Source organism: Nonomuraea sp. NPDC050643 (assembly GCF_040654715.1).
GTDB lineage: Bacteria > Actinomycetota > Actinomycetes > Streptosporangiales > Streptosporangiaceae > Nonomuraea.
Window position 1 is genome coordinate 87,844 of the sequence record NZ_JBFAIM010000038.1, and the last position, 24,266, is coordinate 112,109.

Consider the following 24,266-nt stretch of genomic DNA (forward strand, 5'->3'; position numbering starts at 1 on the left):
TCGCACATCAGGATTACCCCTGGTAGAACCCTGGTAGTCCCCTATGTGACTCGGCTCGACGGAGAGGCTCCCGCGATGGACGACCTGCTGCGCCTGGACGACCGGCTCGACGCGGATCAGCGCCTGATCCGCGACACGGTCAGGTCCTTCGTCGCCGACCGCGTCCTGCCGCACGTGGGCGACTGGTTCGAGGAGGCCGTCTTCCCCGCGCGCGAACTGGCGCCCGAGCTGGGCTCTCTCGGTCTGCTGGGGATGCATCTGAAGGGGTACGGCTGCGCCGGCACGGACGCGGTGTCGTACGGGGTGGCCTGCCGTGAGCTGGAGGCGGGCGACTCGGGGTTGCGCTCGTTCGTGTCCGTGCAGGGGTCGCTGGCCATGTTCCCGATCTGGCGGTACGGCTCCGACGAGCAGAAAGAGGAGTGGCTGCCCCGGATGGCGGCCGGCGAGGCGATCGGCTGCTTCGGCCTGACCGAGCCGGACCACGGCTCCGACCCGGCCGGCATGCGGACGTACGCCAAGAAAGACGGATCCGACTGGATCCTGAACGGCTCCAAGATGTGGATCACCAACGGCTCCATCGCGGACGTGGCCGTGGTCTGGGCCCAGACCGACGACGGCATCCGCGGCTTCGTCGTCCCCACCTCCGCCCCCGGCTTCTCCGCCCCTGAGATCCACAAGAAGCTGTCCCTGAGGGCCTCGGTCACCTCCTCCCTCTATTTCGACGACGTCCGCCTCCCCGCCTCGGCCGTCCTCCCCGGGGTGAGCGGCCTGAAGGGCCCGCTGTCGTGCCTGTCGGAGGCCCGCTTCGGCATCATCTGGGGCGTCGTGGGGGCCGCGCGGGCGTGCCTGGAGTCGGCCGTCGAATACGCGAAGACCCGCGTCCAGTTCGACAAACCGATCGGCGCCTTCCAGCTCACGCAGGAGAAGCTCGCCTGGATGTACGTGGGCACCGCTCAGGCCGGGCTCACCGCGCTGCATCTGGGCGAACTGAAGGACGCCGGGCGGCTGGAGCCACGGCAGATCAGCTTCGGGAAGATGGCGAACGTACGGGCGGCGTTGGACATCGCCCGGCAGGCCCGGAGCATCCTGGGCGGGAATGGGATCACGCTGGAGTACCCTGTGATCAGGCACATGAACAATCTTGAGAGTGTGCTGACGTACGAGGGGACCCAAGAGGTCCACACACTGGTGCTGGGGGAGGCGCTGACCGGGCTGGCGGCCTATCGGTGATGGAGGCGTCGCGGACAGCGCGGTAATCTCTGTACCCTTGCTGGTGCGAGGGGCGTTAGCTCAATTGGCAGAGCTGCGGACTTTTAATCCGTAGGTTCCGGGTTCGAGCCCCGGGCGCCCTACCACTCCATACCCCACCTGACCTGCACTTTCTCGATTATCGTCCGTCTTCTGTGAGACGAAGACGGACGAGTTCATGCTCGTTACATGCTCTTCGGCACGCGTCCGGCACATCGGCGGGCCGACAGCAAGGTCGAAATGAGCCGATTTGTGCTGCCGGATACCGACCGCCTGAGACCGGACCATAAAGCCAGGCCCGAACGACACCCAACAGAAGACCATGGCTGAAGGGTTGGTGGGCGGGACACGCCCGGCTTGACCGCAGACCCGTCCAAGCACTGGTCAAGCCGCCTTCGGCCGCGTCTACGCGCGGTCGATGCGGCGACCATCCATCTTCCATAGCTTGAATAAGATCCAGGATCCATTCGCGACCTGCAACCCTCGGCACGTCTGTAGATCTTGAGCTGGGTCGTTTGAGCACTGCTCAAAAGACCTGGATGACTCTAAAACGGTCCCGAAACTCAAGAGAAGACCAAGATCATTTGAATCGTTTGTCACTTTTCGAAGTCGTGTGCACGGATGCGCGAAGTGGTCTGCACGCTGACGGGGCGTGCAGACCATCTATCGAGCAGGGGGCAGGAGACCGAGCCGATGGTTATCTAGGGTTGCCGGACCCTTCCAGCAGGTCAGAGGATGATGATCTCTTCTTTCACGTAGGCCAAGTTGACCGAACTCAGCCCGGGTGTCGGCGTACGGATTCCGGCACAGAGTCGGGTTCGCCAAATGTGCAGAGGTCGGGGGCGCGAAGGATTCGAGACGCTGCGATGGCGGCCGGCCCGACGACCCAGGTCCGCTACTCACGATGAGTAATCGGTGGACGGCCCTTGGCCGGAGGTCCTGACCGGCCCTACTCCAACGGCATGAACTCGTGGAGAGCCCGGTGCGGTGAGAGCCGCACGCCGGGTTCGGCGGGCGGACCGGGGAAACCCACCGGGAGTAATCCCGGCAGGGCGCCCCGGTCCGACCCAACAACTTCGGTGAGGCCGTCACCAAGGAAGTCGCCACACATAGTGCCTGCTGGGCCAAGGCCGGACCCCCGATCAAGGACGGCAAACGCGCCCAGACCACCCGCGAGCGCTGGCACCAGGTCCACGACCTGCTCGGCAAGGGAGTTGGCCTGCTGGAGTGCGCCCGCCGCCTCAATCTGGGCCTCAACACCGTCAAACGCTACGCGCGCGTGTCCGAACCCGAACGCCTGCAACGCGCCCCGCAGTACCGGCCGACCCTCGTCGACCCCTACCGCGACCACCTCAACGCCGCCGAACCGACGACCCCGCCGTCCCCGTCCTGCACCTGTTCAACGAGATCAAAGCCTTCGGCTACCCGGGCAGCTTCAATCTCCTCTACCGCTACATCACCCAAGGCCGGGTCGAAGCCGACCGCCTGCTCATCTCCCCACGCCGCCTCGCCCGGCTCCTGCTCACCCGGCCCGACAACCTCAAAGACGAGCATCGCCGGCTGCTCAACGAGCTCACCACGGCCTGCCCCGAGATGATCGACCTGGCCGGGCTCGTCCGCGACTTTGCCGACCTGCTCCGGCCGAGCAAGGGCAACGCCGACCGCCTCAGCACGTGGATCACCACCGCCCGCGCCGCCGACCTCCCTCACGTGCACGCCTTCATCCGCGGCCTCGACCAGGACCGCGACGCCGTCCACGCGGCCGTCACTCTGCCCTTCCACAACGGCGGCACCGAAGGCGTGAACACCACATAAAGACCAAGCGCATCATGCGCCAGATGCACGGCCGCGCCGGCTTCATGCTGCTCCGCCACCGCATCCTGTTGGCCTAACGCTCCGTCACCACCGAAAGAGAGACAGAGCCGTTCTTTGTACAGTCCCTTACATAGCAGCAATGCGCCCCGGCTACCCGACCCTGACAGACCTTCAAGCGGCTGACCAGCCAGTTCGCTTGACTACACGAGATAACCATCGGAGCCGGCGCGTGGGTCACCTGCCGAGGTGAAGGAAGGTCCAAAGGTGAGTGCCGCGACCGATGTTCCACCTGTTGGACCAGGTGCACTCAGCCTGATCGGAGCGAGCGTAGGAGTGACAGGCGATCAAGCCCCCCTCCAGCAGCATTGCTAGGTGTGTGTAGGTCCCGTGCTGCTTGTGGAAGTAGGCGATGAGGTCGCCGGGTTCGAGACGGGCGACCTGGCTTTCGTCCTCAGTCTTCTCCGCGACGATCTCGGCATGCTTCGGGTGACCCTTCATCCGACCGGTCAGGAGGTCCACCATGGTGCTGGCCCGCACGATGCCGTACGGCGCGTGGGGCGGTGAGCCGAGTTGCCGGTAGGTGAGCTTGATGCCGCCGCACCTCTCACCGGGGCGCTCCCCAATGCAGCACGAGATGAAGTGCGTGCAGTCGTCGAGTTGCTCAAACGGTATGACGGAGCCATCGGGCAGCGCAGCGTGCTCGCGTTCCTTCGAGGTTCCGTCGCTCGCGAACTCGTGCTCGAATACGGTGCCGACCGGGACCTTGATGAAGTTGGCGCTCGTCCTGGTCGCGATGAATTGGTCGTCGCATGGCCGACGCCAGTATTTGCGGGCGTAGGCCAGGGCGCCAGCGCGGTCATAGCCGATTCGCGCCGAGCGTCCGGCCAGCGCGGGGCGGACGATCCTGTCGCGCACGTTGCACCAGTCGGTGCTCAGCTCGGCGAACTGCGGGTCGTCGCGGCGGATCGCGCCGGGTGGTCGGCTCGGGTGCCTGGCCGAGAAGCCGATGTCGGTCAAGGCGTTCTCATTACGCTCACCTCGGTCGATGGCGTCTTGGACGGCGATGCGCGCGGCGACGTCCCGCAGCGTCCGGCCGATCAACCAGCCACTGCCTTCGAACGACATGGAGGGGAGCAGTAGCCGATGGACGGTCTCGGTGACCTCGGTGACCAAGTCGTTGGTGGGCGATGTCTGCGCGTCCTTGAAGGTCCCCTCGGCGGGCTCGGCCTCCCACGCAGGGCTCGTCTCCCACGTCGGCCCAGCCTCCGGCGTGGACGGAGGAAGTGTTGACGTAGGGGCGGGCGCCCTCGTATGGAAGATCCATTCCGAGAGGTGCAGTGCTTGCGCGGCGCGAATTGTGGCGTTGCGTTCGGTGTATTTCCTGCGGGGCGGCGTCCAGTCACGCACCAGTACGTCCTTTCCGTCGAGGACGAGGGCCAGACGGGTCTGGGCCCCGCGCCGGCCCGCGGGGAATGTCATCCGGGTAAGCGCGAACCGCACCTCGATGGGGAGTGCGTCGAAGTCACGGTGCCGATCCGCGGCGAACTTGCGCAGCACGATCTCGCCGTACTTGAGGCAGACGGCGCTGGCGAGCAGGGCATCAGGCCCGGAATCGAGCTTGATGGTCTTGATCATCCGCGGTTTGTCGGCGTCGTTGAGGTGTTCTTCTGGAGTCTGCCTCTTGTCCCAGCCGACGTGGCGATAGGCCGGCACGGCTGCTTCCAGAGCTGAGCGAAGGTCGTAGAAGTCGTCGGCACCGACCCCGTACGATCTGACCTTCTCCGAAGTGAGATATAGGGCCCGCCCCCTTTCTGCGAGCAGCGATGCCGCTAGCAGGCCGGGGTCGAGGTCGACGTCCCGAGCGGCGGAGACGATCAAGTCCTTGAAGCGTCGCCCCGCCTTGCCCCAGAACTGCCGGTGTCCGTCCGCGACCAGTTCCTCGGACACGGCCAACGACGCGTTGCGAGCTGAGGTCTGGACTGCGGCCCAGACCTCATGGTCTCGGATGCGGACCCATTCCTGGGCCAGCTTTGCGTCACCGGGGGCCCTGGCGTCCAGGGCCTTTCCGCCGAGTTCGGGGTGCTGGGCGAAGAAGACCAGATTGGTGAGCGCGGCGTCGTCGCGCCAGCCCTGCTCGATCGCCACCCGCAGCGCCGCTGCCCAGTCTCTCCGGTTGAGGGCCTCGGAGATCTGGGGGGTGACGACTCCGCCACCGGTCTCGAACTCCTGGGTGTCGTCCTCGTGGTCCGGTTCAACCTCCGGCTCGTAGGCTTCGGCAGGGATGTTCTCACCCCAGGCCTCCTCCAGCGGGGTCTCGTCGTCGGAGTCGCGCGGACAGCGCGAGGGATGGCCGGACCACTCTGCCATGGGCGATACCCACTGGGGTGGCTCCGGTGCGGGGACCTCCGCCTCAAACAGCGAGGCCAGGGATTCAAAGGGCGACTCCCCGGCCTGACGCACCTCGGGTACGGCGATCGCCTCGTCCGGCCGTTGACGGACGCGGAGGCGGCTGTGCCCGTCGTCGGCGTCGTCATTGGGTCGGGCAGCCGGTGACGCCTCCTCCTGCCAGGAGGACGGGACGGCCACCGGCAGCCCTTCGATCATCGACGGCAGGCCTTCCTCCGGCGCGGGCGTGGTCACCGATGGCTGCCAGGGGCCCGCGAACGGAGTCTCGGCCTCCAACGCTGCGACGCCGGGCGGATCCGCATCGGGCGTGCGGTCCGGCTCCACGTACAGGAGGGGCGATTCCAGGTTTTCGGACGGGTGGATCTGGTATTCGGACACGATGACCTCCTGCTGCCGGAGCTTCGGCTCAGCTCGCCGCCACCTTGCCGGCCTTCATGTCGCGGCCGGAGATCACGGACCAGTGCGTGATGATGGTTCCGATGTCACGGACCGGGGCGCCCGTCGGCGTGTAGAGTGCGGGGACCGCCGCCACGTTGGCGAACAGGCCTTTCTCGATCGCGATGAGGATCCTGGAGATCGGATCGGCGATGTCGAAGAAGCTCTTGGACAGCCCGTGCGCGGGCAGCCCCACCCGTTCTGCGATCTTGAAGAGTCGCTGTTCGGGGCTCGGGGCCTGGGCCCGGAGTGTGTCGACAATGGGCGAGTTGAATTCCAGCGTGAGGTGGAACCAGGACATCATCGCGGTGAAGACATGCTCTTCCCGCGACAGGTTTCCGTTCTGCCGGCGCGCCAGGAGCATGTCCCGGAGCTTGTCGGCCAGGTCCGCGATCTTCGCGTTGTCGGTGGGGTTGGTGCCCGTCTCGTTGCGTACGCTGATGATGGCAATCCAGACTTCACGGAGGAACTCCTCGAAGGTCGCGACGAAGGTGCGGTTCGCCGCGTCGGCCCTCGGATAGGTGTACGGGCGGTTGTCGTCCATGCCGTGGTTGAGTTCCATGTCGAACATGCGCTGGTAGCTGTTACGCCGGATCGCGTCCAGGTCGGGTCGGACGTAGCTGGTGATGGCGCTGATCGTGAACGCCGGGGGTTCCCGATAGAAGAGCTCCTCGGTGTTGCGAAGCCAGTGCTGGCTGGCAGGGTCCGGCACGCCCAACCGTTCCCCCGAGACGAACTCGCCGATCACACGCTGGAAGATGTCGTACACCCGAGTGTTCTCGATCATGTAGGCGTAGATCAGGTGATCCCACTGGACATTCGTCGGCTGGCCCCGGAAACCGCCCGCGGCTGCGCTGCCGAGGGCGGCGAACAGGCCGGGCAGGTCGCTCCGATGGCGAGGCTCGCCCAGGATCACGGCCTGGTCGTTCGCCCGCAGATCCCATGCCAGCTCCAGCAGGGCGGACAGCTGGAAAGGGTGGAGGCGGAAAAGCCTTCTTGCCCCGTCAGGGATGCTGCCCGCGAAGCGTCTGAACATCGCCGTCACGCCCCTTCGTTCTCGTGGGGGATCTCCGACTCCCCGGTATCGGGCTGCGGGTCCTGCGCAGCCCCGAAGGGGGGCAGGTGCCAGGTACGGTCGGCCGGCCACTCTTGTCCGTCGCCGGGCACCGCCAGTACCTTGCTGAGCTCGTCGTAGGCGGCGATCGCCTCCTTGACCTCGTCCGGCAGCGGTGGAATGTCAGTGGTCATCTCTATCTCCTCGCTCATGTCGCCGGTACGACGCCGCCGAGCCGGAGCATCCAGCTCTCCTGGACACGTACGGTTTCCGCGGCCTGGTCCGGCTGGGTTGCCATCCGGAGCCCGGTCAGGGCCAGCAGGCGCAGCGCCTCGGTCCAGATCCAGTGCGTCGAGTTGTAAAGTGCCGGGCCCAGACGCTGCTCCAGCTCGTCGAGTGTCTTGGGATGGACATGGGCCGGGGGCACCAGGGCGCCCAGCGGCCGCCCCGCGAACGCCTTCATGGGGGTGTCGATGCTCAGCCGTACGACGTCACCGAGCGCGGGCAGGCAGTCGCGTAGCAGGTCGTCGGTGCCCGGATCCGCCTCGCGCGCCGGGTGGGCGGCGATCCACGCCTCGGCCAGGTCGTCCCAGGGGCCCGCGCCGTAGTGTGCGCGGCACATCTGGACGCCCAGCAGGACCCGCAGGTAGGCGGGCGGGTGAGGATCGCCGGGGATCGCCCGGTGGACCTCGGCGGTCTCGCCCGCCACCACATCGTGCAGTGCCGCGACGGCGGCGTAGCCGGTGTGGGCGAAGGCGAACGCGTCGGCGGCCACCTCCGACGCCCATTCCGACCATGCCTGGGCCGCGCCGGACGGCAGGTCGCGGCGCAGCGCCGCGGCGAACTCCCCGGTCCAGCCGCAGGCGTGGGCGAACTGGTGCCCGGCCTCGTGGATCAGCGCCGTCGGGCGGAGCAGGTTGTGCCTGGCGATCTTGATTGCGGCAGCGGGGCTCTCGCTTGCGCCGTCCCACAGCCGCAGCCCCGCTTTCAGGATGGCGGCGCCCCGGCCGGTGTCCACGTATGACAGCACGACGGGAACCGGCCGGCCGAGCTGGTCCAGGGGCTGGGCCAGGCTGCGGTAGGCGAGTGTGTCGCAGGCGCGCAGCAGCCCGGCGATGCGGGGGTTGGTCCGGGTCTTGACAGCGTCGGTGTAGAAGTCAACGGTGATCTCGGCGCGCAGGTAGCGCCGGGTGAACGCGAGCACGTGCCGCTGTACCAGCTCCAGCGCCGCAGCGGTTTCGGCGGCCGCCAGCTCGGCCTTGAGCGTGGCGGCCTCCCCTAGGAGCCGGTCGACGACGCCGGTCAGGTGGCGTCGTATGGCGAGCCCGAGGTAGCTTTCCAGCCCTGCCCACGCTTGCGCGGAAGCCATCTCGTCCAGATCGCGCAGGCTTCGCGCGGCTGCCGCCCAATGGGCGACCTGCCGGGCCACCTGGGTGCGTGATGCGTCGAGGTCTGGCTCAGCCATGGTCATACCCGGCCACCACGTCCACCTCGACCGAAGGCGCCCCCTGGCCAGACGACGTCCACGGCCCTCCCTTGAGCGCCTGGCGCAGCGCGGCGAGGCCAGGTACGCCCCGCAGGGTGAAAATGATCGTGACGCCGTCCTTGGCATCCTCTGTGGCGGCGACGAGCCGCGCTCCCCACTTGGACAGGAAGTCCGTGAGCGCGGCAATCAGCCATTCCCGCAGCTTGCCCGCCAGTGACTCCACGGCGGCGGGGGCGAGCAGCCGCAGTCCGGTGCCGAGCGCCTGCTCGGGGGTCAGGGCCTCATGCACGAGCCGTACCCGGCCACGCACCCGGCCGCTGAGCGCGGCCCGCAGCCCTCGCTCCAGCAGGCCGTTCAGGGACACCGCCGCCGAACCCGGGTGCCCCGCCTGGCGCAGCCGGACGGCCAGCTTCTGGGCGCGGTACTCTCCCAGGAACAGCCGTACCCAAATGGCGCCGGCAGGGAAATCGATCGTCACGTGTACCCCGCTGTGGCGCCGCATCGGTGCGCGTCCGTCGGGCTGGGCCGCTAGGAGCGCGCGCTGGCCGCGGACAGCCAGGTGGTACAGCCGCTGGCCAAGATCAAGTGCCCGCCGACTGCCCATCGCCTTGGCCGAGACCGGGCGGCCGAGCAGCGGCTCGCCGAGCAGCACGCCCGCGGCGGCCGGGGTGAGCGGATGGAACTGGGCGGCGGCCTGCTCGACGCCGCTGGCGAGTCCGGGCACGACCGCGGCCTCCGCGCGTACAAGGTCGGGCAGCGTCGTGCCCGGCACGCTCTCGTACACATGCACCTCGGCTTCCACGGTGTCGCCGGGCGCCACGCCGAGCTGTTCCTGCAGGAAGTCGGCTAGCGTCACGCCGCCGACGGTTGGCACGGCCTCGGCCTGCTGCGGCGTGAGCGTGGTGGTGAAGACCCGGCTGAACTTCTTGTAGCCCGGCCTGGGCAGCCAGCAGCCCCGCACGCCACCAGTGACCCGCAGATCGGGCCGTTCTCGATAAACGGCGTCCGGCAGCACCGGCGGCAGGTTGGCGGCGGCCGCCTGCTCGAACGCCTCGAGCGCGAACGCCTCCAGGAGAGTGGGGTCGTCGAGCGTGCTTTCAGGCAGCGCAGCGACCTGCCGCACCGTGTCGACGACGGTGGCGGCGACCGCCGCCGGCGCCGCCCGGTTCTCCTCGTCCGGGCTCACCTCCAGACCCATCATCCGCAGGCCGACGTCCACGATCGCCTTCGACAGCGCTGGCGCGTACTGGGGGCCCACGAATCTCTTGATCAGCTTGCCGATCAGGCGGGCCAGGAACTTCACCACGCGTTTCCGGCCGCCCAGCCGGAAGCCCAGCCGGATGACCGGGATCAGGGCCGGCAGGAAACTCTCAATGTGGGGCGTCGGGTCCTCACCGTCCTTGAGCTCACTCAGCCGGGCGATGAACAGCTCCTGCGCCCGTTCAAATTCGGCGAGCGTCGCCGACGGCAAGGTGGGCTGCGCCCGCACCTGGGCCAGCTCCAGCTCCAGCGCGGGCTCGCTGTCGGCGAACGCCAGGTCCGCGACTTGCTGGTTGAACTCGTGTTGCAGCTCGGTGACGTCGAGACCGGCATCTGTCTGCGGCTCTGGCTCCTCCTCCAGCTCGCGTAGGAAGGGCAGACGCCGGGCCAGTTTTTGGGCAATCGGCTGCAGCGCCGGCGGCAGCTTGTTGATGGCGGCGGTCAGCACCTTCTGCAGCAGCGGCCTGATCAGGCCCTTGAGCTTGGCGAGGACCGGGCCAAGGCCGAGCTTGGCGAGCGCTCCGATGCCCTTCCTGGCGGCACCGGCCACTTTCTTGACGAGCCTCTTGAGCCCGCCGAAGAAGCGCTCGAAGCTAGGGCCGAGCCGGTTCGCCGGCTGATAGGCATCGACGAGCGAACCGACTTCGGCATCCTCAAGACCGGCTGGGGCGCGCTCGGTGAACTCGTGGGCCAGATGGTCGAGCATCGCCTCCAGTTCGCTCGCCAACGGGGAGAAATGCTGCTCAAGCGCCTGCCTCGCGGTCCCCGGGTCGCCTTGGCCGTTCTGAAGCCCGTCCCGGTATAGTCCGGCGGCTTCGTCTACGAGCTCGAAGAGCGCCTCGTCGATCTCCTCGTCATGCAGTTCGTTGAGGAAGGTCATGTACGAGTCGGCCGCCGGGTCCGCCTCCACCGGCTCGGCGAGCTCGTAAACCGAGAGGAACGGCATAGCGGGCACTGTCGCGGTGACGCTCTCGCCCGGGGGCGGTGGCGTGGCGAAGCTATCGACGTTCCGAAACGGCGTCCCGGCAGGCTCGGTCGGTGGCGGCATGAGCGGCTCCTCTCATGTAGAACGCACCGTGCTCAAGTTGCCCTTCCTTCTCACCGCTTTTGTTCATTCCCTGAGCTGCCCCAAGTCGCATCCAAGGGGCTCCCATCGACTCTTGACGTGCACCGACGCCTCCCCACACGCCTATGCGCCGAACGGGCCGGGGTCTGCGACACTCGCTGAGATTTACAGCGGGGCTGCCTAATCAAGGGGACGGCTTGTGAATCAGCCTGTCGGCATATTCCATAGGTATTCTAAACGTTACTCTGGCTCGCGCCGCCCGAAGCAGCTCGTCGTTAAGGATGTTTTTCTTGTTGTTCTCCGTAGAACACACTACTCCGGGGAACTTCTCTCTCGAAATCAAGGAATCCATGTCCGCTAGATGTACGGGCATGTTTCCCAGTTGGTCAGGAGCGTCGGTCGTTACCCGCTTCTTTGAGTTTACTCGCATTGCGATGGTCGTGATGGGCGCTCGCCGAGTGAATGCGAGGAAATCAAACGGTCCAAAACCGAGAGTCCAGCTCGCGACCGATTCTTCCGTTGAGATTAGATAACGTAGCGAGATAAGCATCTCGTCTCGCGGCGTGGGATTGCCTTGGGAGTCCTGTGATATCGGGACCCACCACCATCCGTCACATGAGGACAACGCGTTTATTAGGTCAACCAACGCGCCCGGGCTTCTGACGTATGGGAACACGAAATGGATCGCCTCGACGCCAGGATCCTTAGCGGACCTCAAGATATTCCGCATGTCGTCGCAGAAGGTCGCGCCACTGAGCTTTCGGGAGAATATGAATGCCCGCCACTTGACAATTTCCGGTTCCTGTTCCGGGTTCTGCTCTTTTAGTAGCAGCTTTCGTGCCAGGCCAGAAGCGAACCGACAGGAGGTCTGCCCCTGTCCTAGCCAATGGCGGATTATTTCGTTGCAGACCTCAGGGTGGTCGACAAGAGTCTCCTCGGTCGATCCGTCAGGAAGCCAATTAATATCAATGAAGAACTTGAGGTAATCGTCGAGATTGGACCATGTGCCCACGCGATCGTCTTTAAGACGACGCGTTTCAGATCGAGCAAGCCGTGGTTGATCCTCATGGGTCATGCTGTCCTCCCTTGATCTCGCTAAGGGGGGCGAAGGCTGAATCCCGTTGGAATTAAGCTGGGCTCACTCTGCGTCGAGATATCCGAGTTTATCCAGCTCGGCAGTTTCTGCCTCATCTACTGGTAGAACACCTGAGGATGAGCTACCGATTACGAAGTCTACGCTACCATCGTGGGCGACTACGGCGACCGACTGTTCCTTCTCCGCCTTCTCCATATAGAGAGCCGGATCTTTTTGAAATTGCTCTCTGGTAACCTTTTCCATTTTGACATCCTGTCTTAGGAGAGCTCGCGCGTCGCCTCGACCTGACGTGACCATGGAAGGTGTGCACGCCTGCACGCACATACGAGCTGTTTGCGGGCCGGGCGAGACCCGCCAGGTTGTCTATTGCAGCTTATATCCTGAGTGGGAGATCAGGCAAAAGAGATAGTGAAGATGTGTTATGCAGATCACTCCTGTAGCGGAAAGGATCGTCCTCGAACTCCTGCGCCTGCGACGAACGCACGTCCGCCGTGGTTGATCCCGCCGCCATGCCGTCGACGCAAACCCCCAACCACGCGGGCCTTGGCGAAGCCGGTAGTCCGCATGCCCGAGGCCATGCCACGCGACAGAGGCACCCTTGAGGTTCGCGCCATCGCTAGGCCGGAGCGCTGCTCTACCGAAAGGTAGCTTGCGGGAAGCCGGTTCTCCCAAGTAGCTCGAGCGTGGCCCCGGCCCGCGATAAGCGGTGTGATCGCGGGCCAGAGCCGCCGCCCTGAAGCTTCGCTGAACCAGCACGACAAGAGTGCGGCAGAAACAGCGACATCAACCGTGGCACGTCACAGCTCTGGGACGACCTCACCGAGGAAGAGCGCCGCCAGTCCCTTCCCGAGGTGCGCAACTGGCTCCAGTCTGCGCTGAACTGTGGACTGATCCCCGACACCACCAGCACAACGGTGACTCCCTAACGAGTTGGCGGTTGCCAGAAACGTGGGGTGCGTTTCCCAGGCTCTGCGACTCCCTGGCCGTCAGGTGCGGCGTTCATCTAACGAGCGTTTGACGAACGCAACCCCAGGACGCCCGGCCGAACGGGGCTCCGTGCGCAGTGTCCGGTTTGGATGTTCATTTTGCCGTTCATCTTCGGCCGTGCCCTGCTACCGTTCAGGTACCTCGCACGTGACGTTTGATGAACGGAGGTGCTCGCCATGGCGCTCATCGGACTGGTCCGGGTCAGCACCGACAAGCAGAAGACCCAGCGGCAGCATGACGCCCTCGATCCGATCTGTCTGAAGGTCATCGAGGAGAAGGCCAGCGGCAAGCTCGCCACCAGTGACCGGCCCGACCTGCTCACCGCGCTGTCCTACATCCGCGAGGGCGACCTGCTGACCGTCCAGGAAGTCGACCGGCTTGGCCGCAACCTCCTGGAAGGACTGATCGTCCTCAACGACCTGTTCCAGCAGGGCGTGGGCGTCAAGGTCCTGGAGGGCATCGGCGCCGGCGAGCACACCGAACGCTCCTTCATCCTCGACCTGGCCCTCGCCCTGGCCGAGGACCGCCGCCGCGACATCGTCCGCAAGACCAGGAACGGCCTGGAGACGGCCCGAAAGCAAGGCAGAGTCGGAGGCCGCCGCCCCGTGGTCGACGACGACAAGCGCGCCGCGATCCTCGACCGTCGCCGACGCGGGGAATCCATCCGCACCATCGCCGCCGGGGTGAAGGTCTCCGTCGGAGTCGTCCACAAGACCCTCGCAGTCGCTGCTGAGAGCAAGCACACTGACCAGCCCCCGACTCCCTGAGGAGCGCGCTGTGACGCTGCCGCAGATCCCGCTCGACGACCCGCGTGTGCTGACCCTGGCCAAGGCCCGCCAGCAGTTCGCCCACGACTGCACGTTTGTGCCGACGTGGGAGGAACTGACCGAGGAGGAGCGGAACGACAGCCTCCCCGGCGCCCGCAACTACCTGGAGTCAGCGATCAACGCCGGGCTCATCCCAGCGGTGGAACTGATCCACACCGGTCCACTCACCGACCTGGGCAACATCAACCGCGAGATCGAGCGGCAAGCCACCGCCATGGCCACTGCGGCCGCCGACCTGCCGCTGCTGCTCTACCGTTTCCGTACCACCCCCACCGGCGGGATGAGCGTCGGCACTGTGCTGAACAAGCTGGCCGAGACCGCCGAGCACGTCGGCGAGTTCGCCCGCGAGTTCGGCGACCAGAACTGGGTCGACATGGACGAAGACGAGACTGCGAACTGGCGCAAGGTCCTCGCGGACCTGGAAGTAGACGCCGCGACCTTCCGCCGCGCTGTGAACCTCATCGACTAAGCCGAGGCGTATTCCCCCCTACCGCCGATGGGAAGCGGGCTGCAGCGCCGCGCCGAGCGTGCCACCGGGAATGATCCTCCCGTCAGCGGCCAGCTGCACTGCGGTGGCCGCCGCGTGCAGCATCGCTTCCTGATGTGCCGGGCTCAGCCGCTCGTACGGCCGCCAGAGGATCAGACCAGCCCGGAACGGCAAGTCCGCGGTGTCCCAGATCTGGTGCAGCATGGTGGCCGAGCCGGGGCCGGCCCGGGAGGCGACCATGCTGACCTCGTCCAGCAGCGTACGCAGCAGGCGTAGCCATTCCCCGACGTGCACCGTGCGCGAGGGTAGTGTGACACTCCCGGTGGCGATGCCTTCAAAGGTGAGCCTGTCCAGCGCGGCGACGGCGTCGGGGACCGGGCGGGGGGTCATCGGCTCGCCGTAGCGGTGAGCCCGGCGAACCTCGTGGACTCGTTCCAAACGGCATCCGTGTTCAGCGCAGCTGATCATGAGGGGGAGCGCGGCGAGCAGGAGGATGCCGCGGTCGGCTGGGCAGGTGGGGCAGACCCGTCGTGCCGTCCGCCATGGGCGGCTGCGCGCTGGCAGCCAGGGCACCCAGTGGTTGACGACGTGATATCCAGCCCGGCCCGGCGGCAGCACTACCGAGTCCTGCCGGACATAGGCAGAGAATGCCTTCTGGCCGTCGGCGGGATCCAGAGTGTCGGCCAGCCACGGCACACACCCGGAGATCGTCATCCGGCGCAACCGGCCTACCGCGATGCCGGTCCGCGCGGTGAGCGCTCGTAAGACGGCAGCGGGCGCCTGGTAGTCCAGGTCTGCCTCGCGTGGGCGTACGACGTCAAAAGCGGGCACCTGGTAGTCCAGGGCTGCGTCGCGTGGGCGTACGACGTCGAACTGCGCTGACGCCGGACCGAGGTTATAGGTCAGCAGCTGTTCGACCGACAGGCGGTACAGCCCGGCCAGACGGCCGAGCCAGGAGGTGAGCGCCTCGCCGGGGGCGGGCTCGGGGTGCACGGGCCAGCGGCGCGCCCCGTCCGGCACGCCCGCGCTCCTCACAGCAACTCGCGTTCGAACTTGCGGCGCCGCTCGGTCGGCCCGGCGTAGCCGGCCAGCAGCAGGGTGCGCTGGGTGATGGCCTCCTCGCCGGACTCGATAGCCGCGACGGCGGCCTCGGTGAGCAGCGCGGCCAACTCCCCAATGGTGCCCTCGCTGCGGGCCAGCAGATAGTCGGTCATCTCCGCGGTGGCCAGGGAGGAGGGGCGGCGCAGCGGGAAGGCGGCGGCGAAGCTGGCCAGCAGCATGCTCGCCTCCCGGCCGGCCTCCCAGCGCGGCAGCACGAACGGAGCGAAGCGGTTCTCCAGCTGGTCATCAGAGCGGATCACCAGGTAGGCGTCCCGGGTACCGACGCCGACCAGCGGGATCTTCAGCTCGTTGCCCAGGAAGCGCAGCAGATTGAGGAACTCGCGACGCACCCCATCCCGCCCGGCCAGCACGTTGTGCAGTTCGTCGATCACCAGCATCCGCACGCCGGCCTGCCGCAGCAGCCGCACCGCGAGCTGCTCCAGCTCGGCCAGCCGCTGCCGGGGCCGCAGCGGCGCGCCAAGCGCGCTCAGCAGCGCGGTGTAGAAGCGGGCTACATGCGGATCGGACGGCATCTGCACGACCAGCACCGGGACCTGTTCGCGATCCGGGTGCGAGATCGGCGGGTGCGAGCGCCGGAACTTCTCCACGATCATCGACTTGCCGTTGTTGGTCGGCCCGATCACCAGCAGGTTCGGCATCCGCTGCTTGGCCGGCCAGTCCAGCAGCGTGTGCAACTGGTCCAGTGCCTGCCTGGCGCGGGTGTAGCCGATCCACCGATCCGCCCGTACCCGGGCCAGCCGCTCGGCGGCGGGCAGCCGGGCCACCGGCCGGACGCTGTCATGCAGGTGCGACAGGTCCTCTTCCGGGCCCGGCTCCAGCTCGATGCCTGGCCGGCTGGTCACCACTGCTCGATCACCTCGAACGGCTGCACGGGCTCATCGTCCGCACCCTCCTCGGCCGGCAGCGAGGGTGGTGGCGGGGGCGCCGGCGCATCTGGTCGCGGCGCGGGGGTCGCCAAGCGGCGCTCGGCATCGCGGCGGGCCCGGCGGGTCGTGGCCGCCGCGTTCTCGGTGATCTGCCGCATCTGCTCGACCATGGCGAACAGGGCGTTCTCATCGACCTGGGCCCGGCCGTCCCGGCGCAGCCGGGCGATCGCGGCGCGCTGTTCCCACACGCTGATCGGCGGGCGCGCCAGCGTCCGGTACGGCACCGGCAGGTAGGCGTGCCCGTCGGGGTCCAGCACCCAGATCCGGGACAGGTCGCGCGGGTCGCGGCGCAGCACGAACTTCTCCAGCCGATCCCGGCGGGCGATCCACGGCTTGAGCGCGTCGCTGTAGTACTGCACGTGGTCGATGGTGAAGCCGGTCCGCCTCAGCGTCCGTCGGATCACCGGCAGGAAGTCGATGAGGAACGCGGTCTCGCCGGTCACCGTCGCGGGGCGGCCGCCGGCCGCGACGCCTTCGGCCCACCGCCCGGCGGGTGTCTGGCCCAGCGTGGCGTGCACCTGGCCGTGGTAGGCGGCCACCGCCAGGGCCAGCCACCGGTTCAGCTCGGCGACGGTCAGCACCGCGCTGGCCTGGCTGTCGTAGCTGCCGCGCTCGGCCGCGCTGGAGAAGGTGGTGCCGGGCAGTTCGTGCACCATCTGCATCATTGTGCCGATCAGCCGCTCGATGACGCCGCCGAAGTGCGGCATGCCCTTGGGCCGGTACGCCAGCGTGACGCCGTGCTGCACGCAGCCCCGGCGCAGCGCCTCACTGTGGAATTCCACGGCGTTGTCGACGTGGATCTCGTGCGGCTTGCCGCTCATCGGCCAGACCACCGCCTGCAGGCCGAGCCGCTCCAGCCACGGCCGCTTGTCGCACACGGTGTGCGCCAGGCACAGCCCCACCGACAGCGCCGACGGTGCCTCCAGGGTCACCACCAGGCCGACCACGCACCGGCTGGCCACATCGATCGCCGCGGTGACGTACGGGCGGCCGATCGGCAGCCGATGCCGTTCATCGACCACCTCCACATCGACCGGCGTGTGGTCGATCTGCACCTGCTGCAGCAGGCCGTCAATGCTCGGCGGGTCGCCGCCCGCCGACCGCAGCCGGCGCGCCCCCTCGACACCCTCCCGCGCCGTGGCGGCCGCCACCGGATCCAGCGCCTCGATCCGCCGCGCCAGCGTGCTGCGGGCCGGCACTGGCAGCCCACCGGTCCGGCACCGGCGTACGACCTCCCGGTAGACCGCCGCCACCGAGCGTCGCTGCCGGGTCAGGTAGCGCGACCGGATCACCTCGGCCATCACCGTCTCGACCGCCGTCGGCACCCGGCCGAGTCTCCGGCCACCGCTGGAGCGCCCAGGCAGCAGATCCGACACGACACCCTCACCCGCACGCCACCGGCCCAGCAGCACGTACACCTGGCGCCGGGAGATGCCCAGTTCATCCGCCGCCGCGTCCGCGGCCGCCAATCCCACCCGCGGCTCGGCGGCCAACCGGCCGATCACCTCGGTGCGACGTACTGCCATGTCCCACGTCTCATCCGGGGCGGTCAGCACACCCCGCTCGATGATCTGCGCTCGCCCATCGTCCATGCCGAGGCCTCACCGTCGCGCACACGAGTACGGAACAAACGCACCGTAGCGCAGAGGACTATGGTCAATCCGGCGCTTCAGAGTCCTCTGCACGGGCCCCCGAAAGCCCAGGACACCCGCGCACCCGGCTTCGAGAAGTGACATCGTTTGTCGATTCCCGAAGTCGACTGCACAGGTTTCCGAAGTCCTCTGCAATGGAGATCTTGGCCAAGGGCGACGGGGCGTAGTGCTCGCCCGGGGGTGTGCCGTGCAAGCCGTCGATGTCCGAGTTCGCGTGCACGGATGTCTGATTTCCTTTGCGCAGTCCCGTCCGCACAGTCTTCGGAGCAGGCGTCGTATATCTTTGCCGTGTTCGCGGCAGCGCTGATCTCCCAGGACCGGTTCTGGTCGCAGCATGACGAAGGCCCGGTCCCCACCAGGACCGGGCCTTCGTCATGCAGGCGCGGGTCGACTATGCCGCAGCTGTCGTGCTGGAGGACGCCACCTTCTTGGGTCGGCCGAGTACGAGGGTCTTTTCGCGATCCAGTCCCATGTTGTAGTCGCCCACGATGGCCTGTGCCATCGGCACCGACCGGGATGACGAGCCACCACCGCTCGTGGTCAGGCGCACCGAGTTCTGCTTCCAGATCGCCGGAGCGCCGCCCTTCTTCAGGATCTTGATCAGCCGAGCATCGTCAGCGAGTTCCCAGTTCCCCGGCACGTCCAGCACCATGGTGACACCCCTCAGGATCAGGTTGTCCCAGGTGCTCGCGTCGCGACCCCAGGCCGCGCTTACCAGCGTCAGCACCCGCTTGACCATTCCCGGCTTCTTGCCCATCGCCAGCAGGGCCTGGACGGCGCCGACACGGTTTGCACTCGGGCTGGCGGCTACTTGAAGATCCTCGCCGAGAGCTTGTACCTCGTTGTTGACGCGGATCGCGATGGGGTCGCCTGCCGTGAGCGAGACCCGGAAGTTGTCGTACGGCCTCACCGGTTTGCGGTGCTTGTTCGCAGCGAGGAAGAGCTTCGCCTCCTGCTGAATGGTGAGTCCCTCGTAGACCATCGCGTCGCGGAGGAAATCCGGTCCTTCCTTGATGATGCAGGCCTGGTTGCTGTGCTGACCATCGATGATCACCATCTCGCCGTTGGCTCGCTTCGAGACCAGGGCCGGCAGGAGCATCTCCACGTCCCAGTTCTCGGTGATCTTCGCGGTCCAAGCGGTGTTCTCATCGCGCTGCATGTACAGACGATTGGTGTCCATCGACGGATCGACCGTGAGCGAGCCCACTCTCACCGACTCGTAGTGCTTGTCCACTTTTCCCCACTCGGAGGTTTCGGTAGCGGTCTCCCAGGACCGATCACAGTTGAGGCTATGTCAAATTGCTGACCTGAGCAAATTTTTATGGCCAAAAATCTTAGCGAGGTCACCGGATTCACCCAGGTTCGATTAGCGCCGATTGCGGCGCCATCCGATGCCCCAGGTCGCCGACGAGTTCGGCGTCACCCACGTCTCATCATCTACCGCACCTCCAGTGGCCACAGCCATGCCTGGCCGCGTCGCGACCTGCAGCCGTGCACAGGGAGTCCTCTGCATGCACGGGGCCGGTTAGAGGATTCTCAGAAACGCTCGGTTGCCGGAGCATGATCAGGGCGCGGGCGCAGCACTTCGGGCCGCGGGGGGTGGACTGCCGGCGGCGCGTTCGAGGACGCGGTAGACCGTGGCCCGGCCGATGGAGAACAGCTCCATCAGGTCGGCGATGGAGTAGTCGCCGCTGGCGCGCATGCGGACCAGTTCGGCCTGCTGCCGGGCGGTCAGCTTGGGCGCCCGGCCCTTGAGCTTGCCCTTGGAGCGGGCGATGGCCATGCCTTCGCGGGTGCGCATCTTGAGCAGGTCGGCCTCGAACTCGGCGAACACGGCGAGCATGTTGAAGAACATCTTGCTCATGGGGTCGGCCGGGTCGTAGATGCTGCCGCCCAGCGACAGGCGCACTCCGCGGGCGAGCAGGGTGTCGCCGATGTCGCGGGCGTCGGGCACTGAGCGGGCGAGCCGGTCGAGTTTGGGCACCACCAGGGTGTCGCCGGAGCGGACGGCGGCCAGGGCTTGGTCGAGGCCGGGGCGGGCGCGGTTGGTTCCGGTCAGGCCCTTGTCGAGGTAGATGCGGTCCTCGGGCACGCCGAGGCCGGTGAGGATGTCGCGCTGGGCGGTGAGGTCTTGGGCGACGGTTGAGCATCGGGCGTAGCCGATCAGTTCTGCCACCTGTCCACCGTACGGTTTAGCCTCCCTTCACCGGACAGTTTCGCGGACCACTTATCTGAGACACGGGTGCGGCTTGCCGAGCTGCGCTTCGGTGATCTCCGTGGCGGCGCGTCCGGGTGTCCGGTTGGGGACCTCTAACGGACACCTCCGGAGGAAGCAAAACGGCCCGGCTCAGGATCGGGAAGGAACGAGGCGGGGATGCCCTGGCCGATCATGAAGTCGCGTTCCCGGTCGTAGGCCTCCCTCGTCCGAGAGAAACAGGTGAGGATGCCAAAGATGTGTCGCGCGGTGGCCTCGTCGATGCGCGCGGCGTCGAACCATTCCTCCACCTCGTGCTGGGCTTGGGCCCACGACTGGTGCATGGCCTGCCGCCCTGCCGTGCGCGCCCGCTGCGACGCGCCGGGCCGGTCGCCCTCGTAAACGGGCTGGTGCGGCTGGACCATCAGCAGCGGGCCGAGGCTGCCGCGCGCGGTGATCTTCCCGGTCCGGATGAGGTTCAGCGCGGTCGCGGCGGCTTCCAGCAGCGCTTCCTGGCGCACGGTGTCGAAGGTCTCGTACGGGCGCCATACCGTGATGCCACCCCGGGGCGGCCAGCCGGCGGTGGCCCAGATCTGTTCCAGGGCGGCGGCCGCATGCTGGCGGACTTGTGAGGTGGACAGGCTGACCTCGTCCAGCAAGGTGCGCAGCAACCGGAGCCAGACGCCGACGTGCACGGATCGGCGGGGCAGACTGACCGTGCCGGAACTCAGGCCCTGGAAGGTGAGCCGGTCCATGACCAGGATGTGCTCGGGCGCCGCGCGGTCCGGCGTAGGCTGGTCCAGCGCCTCGGCGAGCCAGCATGCCTTCTCGGTTTCGAGGCGGCGCCCGTGCGTGGGGCAGCTGAGCATGAGCGGGATCCTGGCGGTCAACGGGATCCCGCGGCCGGGCTCGGCGGCGCAGACAGGGCAGACTCGTCGTACGGTCCGGGGGGTGTGACGGGGCAGGGGGAACCAGGGCCGCCATCGCTGGACGACGTTGCGGCCGGCCTCGCCCGGCCACAGCAGGACGGAGTCCTGCCGGACGTAGGTAGGGAAGGTTTCCGCGCCGTGGTCCGGGTCGAGGGTGTCGGCCAGCCAGGGCACCCACCCGCCGATCGTCATCCGGCGTAGTCGGCCGACCGGCGTGCCGGTCCGCTCGGCGAGCGCGTGCAGGATCGCTGGCGACGGATCCCAGTCCAGATCATCGGCGGCTGGGTCGTCCAGCAGGGCGGAGGCCGGGCCGAGGTTGTGCCGCAGCAGCTGCGGCACCGACAGGTGGTAGGTGCTCGCCAGGCGGCCGAGCCAGGAGGTCAGCGCCTCGCCGGGATGGGGTGGCGGGTGCACCGGCCAGCGGCGGACGCGTTCACCTGGCCTCATGTGAGTTCGCGTTCGAACAGGCGGCGCCGCTCGGTCGGCCCCTGGTAGGTCGCCATGAGCAGGGTGCGCTGGTTGATGGCTTCCTCGCCGGACTCGATCGCCGCGACGGCGGCCTCGGTGAGCAACGCGGCCAGTTCCCCGATGGTGCCTTCGCTGCGGGTCAGCAGGTATTCGGTCATCTCCGGGGTGGCCAGGTGGGAGGGGCGGCGCAACGGGAAGGCGGCAGCGAAGCTGGCCAGCAGCATGCTCGCCTCCCGGTCGGGCTGCCAGCGCGGCAACGTGAACGGGGCGAAGCGGTTCTCCAGCTGGTCATCAGAGCGGATCGCCAGGTAGGCGTCCCGGGTGCCGACGCCGACCAGTGGGATCTTCAGCTCGTTGCCGAGGAAGTGCAGCAGGTTGAGGAATTCACGGCGCGTATCGCCGCGCCCGGCCAGGACGTTGTGGAGTTCGTCGATCACCAGCATCCGTACGCCGGCCTGCCGCAGCAGCCGCACCGCGAGCTGCTCCAGCTCGCCCAGCCGCTGGCGGGGCCGCAGCGGCGCGCCGAGCGCGGTCAGCAGCGCGGTGTAGAAGCGGGCCACCTGCGGGTCGGACGGCATCTGCACGGTCAGCACCGGGATCTCCTCGGCGTCCGGATGGGAGATCGGCGGGTGGGAGCGCCGGAACTTCTCCACGATCATCGACTTGCCGTTGTTGGTCGGCCCGATCACCAGCAGGTTCGGCATCCGCTGCTTGGCAGGCCAGTCCAGCAGCGTGTGCAGCCGAGCCAGCGACTGCGTGGCGCGGGTGTAGCCGATCCACCGATCCGCCCGGACCCGGGCCAGCCGCTCGGCGGCGGGCAGCCGTGCCACCAGCCGGGCAGCCTCATGCAGATGAGACAGCTCCTCTTCCGGCCCCATCTCCAGCTCGATGTCCGGCTTGCTGCTCACCACTGCTCGATCACCTCGAACGGGCACACCGGCTCCCCCACCGGAAGATCCTGCGCCGCGGCCGGCGATACTAGCGCAGGTGGGATCCATCGCGTGGTGGGAGTCGCGGAGCGTCGCTCGCCCTCCCGGCGGGCCCGGCGGGTCTTGGCCGCCGCGTCCTTCGTGATCTGCCGCATCTGCTCGACCATCGCGAACAGCGCCGTCTCATTCACCTGATCGCGGCCCAGTTCCCGAAGCCGAGCAACTGCCGCGCGCTGTTCCCACAGACTGATCGGCGGCCGGGACATCGTCCGGTACGACACGGGCAGATAGGAGTCCCCGTCCGGATCGAGCGCCCAGACGCGGGAGATGTCGCGCGGGTCGCGGCGCAGCACGATCTTCTCCAGCTGCCTGCGCCGGGCGATCCACGGCTTGAGGGCGTCGCAGTAGTACTGGACGTGATCGAGCGTGAAACCCGTGCGGGTCAGCGTGCGCCGCTCCACCGGCAAGAAGTCGACCAGGAACGCCGTCTCGCTCGACACCGTCGCGGGACGGCCGCCCTCGGCGACGCCTTGTTCCCACCGACCGGCCGGCGTCTGTTTCAGCGTGCCGTGCACCTGGCCGTGGTAGACCGTGACCGCCAGCGCCAGCCACTTGTTCAACTCCGCCAGCGTCAGCACCGCGCTGGCCTGGCTGTCATACCCGCCGCGCTCGGCGGGATTGGAGAACGTGGTGCCCGGCAGCTCGTGCACCATCTCCATCATCGTGCCGATGAGCCGCTCGATAATCCCGCCGAAGTGCGGCTGCCCCGGCGGCCGATAGCTCTGCTTGATCCCGTGCTGGTCACAGCCCCGCTGTAACGCCTCGCTCTTGAACTCCGCGGCGTTGTCGGTGAAGATCTCGCGCGGCTTGCCACTCATCGGCCAGGCCGCCTCGACCCCGAGCCGCTCCAGCCACGGCCGCTTGTCGGTCGCCATATGTGCCAGGCACAATCCCACCGACAACGCCGACGGCGCCTCCAGCGTCACTACCAGGCCCACCACGCTGCGGGATGCCACGTCGATCGCGGCCGTGACGTACGGGCGGCCGATCGGCAGCCGGTGCCGCTCGTCCACGATCTCCAGATCCACGACCGTGTGGTCGATCTGCACCTGCTCCAGCAGCCCCTCGATCACCGGCGGCTCTCCACCTGCCGACCGCAGGGCCCGAGCGGCGTCCGCGCCCTGCCGGGCCGTGACCGAGGCCACCGGATCCAGCTGGCCGATCCGCCGCTCCAACGTCCCTCGCGACGGCACCGTCAACCCGCGGATCTGGCACTGCCGGACGACCTCCTTGTAGACCGCGCTCACTGTCCGACGCTGTCTGGTCAGATACCGCGACCGGATCACCTCCAGCAGCAGCGCCTCGATCTCCTCCGGCAGTCGACCACGCCCTCGGCCACCACTGGACCGGCGCGGAAGCAGATCAGATGCGACCTGCGAACCCGCCCGCCACCGCTTCAGCAATTCATAGACCTGGCGGCGAGAGATGCCCAGCTGCGTCGCCGCCTCATCCGCTTCCGCAATGCGGACCTGCGGCTCCCGCGCCAGCCCGCCGATCACCTCCGCTCGGCGGGCGGCCATCGACCATTCCGCCGCCGAAGCCGTCAGCACACCCAGCTCCGCCACACCCGCCACGTCGTCGACCATGCCGACCTCACCGTAGTGAACACGAGTCCGGACAAGGCCGACGGTAGTGCAGAGGACTACAGGAATCAGAAGTTTCCGAAGTCCACTGCAATCAGCCCTATAACCCCAGGACGTCAGTGAACATGACTACGGGAAACGACAGTCCGGAGTCCCTGCACCACCGTCCATCAAACGACCGTTATTGGGACGACCCGATAGAGCTCCCGGATGCACATACAGTGGTCTAACGGCTA

18 protein-coding genes, 1 tRNA gene and 1 pseudogene are annotated in these 24,266 nt (G+C 67.5%); 5 read left to right on the forward strand and 15 right to left on the reverse strand.

Annotated features, from left to right (window positions below; genetic code table 11):
- Nucleotides 1-75 precede the first annotated feature (75 nt).
- From AB0I15_RS38930 to AB0I15_RS38940, 3 genes and pseudogenes are all read left to right on the forward strand, one after another.
- On the forward strand, nucleotides 76-1,230 hold the full coding sequence (locus tag AB0I15_RS38930) for an acyl-CoA dehydrogenase family protein (protein WP_358107311.1): 1,155 nt from the start codon (nucleotides 76-78) through the stop codon (nucleotides 1,228-1,230).
- A 49-nt stretch (nucleotides 1,231-1,279) separates the two neighbouring features.
- A tRNA-Lys gene (locus AB0I15_RS38935) sits at nucleotides 1,280-1,355 on the forward strand.
- A 1,031-nt stretch (nucleotides 1,356-2,386) separates the two neighbouring features.
- Nucleotides 2,387-3,140 (forward strand): annotated as a pseudogene (locus tag AB0I15_RS38940) (transposase); the annotation flags it as partial.
- Between the two features lie 157 nt (nucleotides 3,141-3,297).
- Here AB0I15_RS38940 and AB0I15_RS38945 read toward each other — a convergent pair.
- From AB0I15_RS38945 to AB0I15_RS38975, 7 genes are all read right to left on the reverse strand, one after another.
- Nucleotides 3,298-5,847, reverse strand: coding sequence for an amidase domain-containing protein (locus AB0I15_RS38945; protein WP_358107314.1), 2,550 nt, complete (start codon nucleotides 5,845-5,847; stop codon nucleotides 3,298-3,300).
- 28 nt (nucleotides 5,848-5,875) lie between these two features.
- Nucleotides 5,876-6,949, reverse strand: coding sequence for a hypothetical protein (locus AB0I15_RS38950; protein ID WP_358107317.1), 1,074 nt, complete (start codon nucleotides 6,947-6,949; stop codon nucleotides 5,876-5,878).
- Nucleotides 6,946-7,152, reverse strand: coding sequence for a hypothetical protein (locus tag AB0I15_RS38955; protein ID WP_358107320.1), 207 nt, complete (start codon nucleotides 7,150-7,152; stop codon nucleotides 6,946-6,948). Before AB0I15_RS38955 ends, AB0I15_RS38950 begins: the two co-directional genes overlap by 4 nt.
- A 14-nt stretch (nucleotides 7,153-7,166) precedes the next feature.
- Entirely contained in the window at nucleotides 7,167-8,423 is a 1,257-nt protein-coding gene (locus tag AB0I15_RS38960) for a hypothetical protein (protein WP_358107323.1), read from the reverse strand.
- The gene (locus AB0I15_RS38965) at nucleotides 8,416-10,650 is read right to left on the reverse strand and encodes a hypothetical protein (RefSeq protein WP_358107326.1); all 2,235 of its coding nucleotides are present in this window, start codon (nucleotides 10,648-10,650) and stop codon (nucleotides 8,416-8,418) included. The genes AB0I15_RS38960 and AB0I15_RS38965 overlap by 8 nt, the downstream gene beginning before the upstream one ends.
- Nucleotides 10,651-10,954: 304 nt before the next feature.
- Nucleotides 10,955-11,845: a hypothetical protein gene (locus AB0I15_RS38970; protein WP_358107329.1), complete on the reverse strand. Its 891-nt coding sequence runs from the start codon at nucleotides 11,843-11,845 to the stop codon at nucleotides 10,955-10,957.
- 63 nt (nucleotides 11,846-11,908) lie between these two features.
- A complete protein-coding gene (locus AB0I15_RS38975) occupies nucleotides 11,909-12,109 on the reverse strand; it encodes a hypothetical protein (RefSeq protein ID WP_358107332.1) in 201 nt (66 codons plus the stop codon).
- Between the two features lie 920 nt (nucleotides 12,110-13,029).
- Between AB0I15_RS38975 and AB0I15_RS38980 the strand changes: the two genes are divergently transcribed.
- Together AB0I15_RS38980 and AB0I15_RS38985 are read left to right on the forward strand one after the other, a co-directional pair.
- Entirely contained in the window at nucleotides 13,030-13,620 is a 591-nt protein-coding gene (locus AB0I15_RS38980) for a recombinase family protein (protein WP_358107335.1), read from the forward strand.
- Nucleotides 13,621-13,630: 10 nt separating this feature from the next.
- On the forward strand, nucleotides 13,631-14,149 hold the full coding sequence (locus AB0I15_RS38985; RefSeq protein ID WP_358107338.1) for a hypothetical protein: 519 nt from the start codon (nucleotides 13,631-13,633) through the stop codon (nucleotides 14,147-14,149).
- 18 nt (nucleotides 14,150-14,167) lie between these two features.
- Here AB0I15_RS38985 and AB0I15_RS38990 read toward each other — a convergent pair whose 3' ends face one another.
- The 8 genes from AB0I15_RS38990 to AB0I15_RS39025 all read right to left on the reverse strand — a co-directional run bounded on the left by AB0I15_RS38990 (nucleotide 14,168) and on the right by AB0I15_RS39025 (nucleotide 24,033).
- Nucleotides 14,168-15,187 carry a TniQ family protein gene (locus tag AB0I15_RS38990; RefSeq protein WP_358107341.1) on the reverse strand — a complete coding sequence of 340 codons (1,020 nt, stop codon included), beginning with the start codon at nucleotides 15,185-15,187 and terminating at the stop codon, nucleotides 14,168-14,170.
- 11 nt (nucleotides 15,188-15,198) lie between these two features.
- Nucleotides 15,199-16,107, reverse strand: coding sequence for a TniB family NTP-binding protein (locus tag AB0I15_RS38995; RefSeq protein ID WP_358107406.1), 909 nt, complete (start codon nucleotides 16,105-16,107; stop codon nucleotides 15,199-15,201).
- A 20-nt stretch (nucleotides 16,108-16,127) separates the two neighbouring features.
- Nucleotides 16,128-17,807 (reverse strand): Mu transposase C-terminal domain-containing protein, encoded by a 1,680-nt coding sequence (locus AB0I15_RS39000; RefSeq protein ID WP_358107344.1) that lies wholly within the window; start codon nucleotides 17,805-17,807, stop codon nucleotides 16,128-16,130.
- Between the two features lie 451 nt (nucleotides 17,808-18,258).
- Nucleotides 18,259-19,101, reverse strand: coding sequence for a DUF6551 family protein (locus tag AB0I15_RS39005; protein ID WP_358107347.1), 843 nt, complete (start codon nucleotides 19,099-19,101; stop codon nucleotides 18,259-18,261).
- Between the two features lie 330 nt (nucleotides 19,102-19,431).
- Nucleotides 19,432-20,043, reverse strand: coding sequence for a recombinase family protein (locus AB0I15_RS39010; protein ID WP_358107350.1), 612 nt, complete (start codon nucleotides 20,041-20,043; stop codon nucleotides 19,432-19,434).
- A 134-nt stretch (nucleotides 20,044-20,177) separates the two neighbouring features.
- On the reverse strand, nucleotides 20,178-21,437 hold the full coding sequence (locus AB0I15_RS39015) for a TniQ family protein (RefSeq protein ID WP_358107353.1): 1,260 nt from the start codon (nucleotides 21,435-21,437) through the stop codon (nucleotides 20,178-20,180).
- Nucleotides 21,434-22,336, reverse strand: coding sequence for a TniB family NTP-binding protein (locus tag AB0I15_RS39020; RefSeq protein WP_358107409.1), 903 nt, complete (start codon nucleotides 22,334-22,336; stop codon nucleotides 21,434-21,436). Before AB0I15_RS39020 ends, AB0I15_RS39015 begins: the two co-directional genes overlap by 4 nt.
- A 26-nt stretch (nucleotides 22,337-22,362) precedes the next feature.
- Entirely contained in the window at nucleotides 22,363-24,033 is a 1,671-nt protein-coding gene (locus AB0I15_RS39025; protein WP_358107356.1) for a Mu transposase C-terminal domain-containing protein, read from the reverse strand.
- Nucleotides 24,034-24,266: the final 233 nt, after the last annotated feature.

Coding starts and splice junctions, on each gene's coding strand:
- AB0I15_RS38930 (WP_358107311.1), top strand. CDS start 76: ATGGACGACCTGCTGCGCCTGGACGACCGGCTCGACGCGGATCAGCGC.
- AB0I15_RS38980 (WP_358107335.1), top strand. CDS start 13,030: ATGGCGCTCATCGGACTGGTCCGGGTCAGCACCGACAAGCAGAAGACC.
- AB0I15_RS39015 (WP_358107353.1), bottom strand. CDS start 21,437: ATGAGGCCAGGTGAACGCGTCCGCCGCTGGCCGGTGCACCCGCCACCC.
- AB0I15_RS38975 (WP_358107332.1), bottom strand. CDS start 12,109: ATGGAAAAGGTTACCAGAGAGCAATTTCAAAAAGATCCGGCTCTCTAT.
- AB0I15_RS39025 (WP_358107356.1), bottom strand. CDS start 24,033: ATGGTCGACGACGTGGCGGGTGTGGCGGAGCTGGGTGTGCTGACGGCT.
- AB0I15_RS38965 (WP_358107326.1), bottom strand. CDS start 10,650: ATGCCGTTCCTCTCGGTTTACGAGCTCGCCGAGCCGGTGGAGGCGGAC.
- AB0I15_RS39000 (WP_358107344.1), bottom strand. CDS start 17,807: ATGGACGATGGGCGAGCGCAGATCATCGAGCGGGGTGTGCTGACCGCC.
- AB0I15_RS38960 (WP_358107323.1), bottom strand. CDS start 8,423: ATGGCTGAGCCAGACCTCGACGCATCACGCACCCAGGTGGCCCGGCAG.
- AB0I15_RS39020 (WP_358107409.1), bottom strand. CDS start 22,336: ATGGGGCCGGAAGAGGAGCTGTCTCATCTGCATGAGGCTGCCCGGCTG.
- AB0I15_RS38955 (WP_358107320.1), bottom strand. CDS start 7,152: ATGACCACTGACATTCCACCGCTGCCGGACGAGGTCAAGGAGGCGATC.
- AB0I15_RS38970 (WP_358107329.1), bottom strand. CDS start 11,845: ATGACCCATGAGGATCAACCACGGCTTGCTCGATCTGAAACGCGTCGT.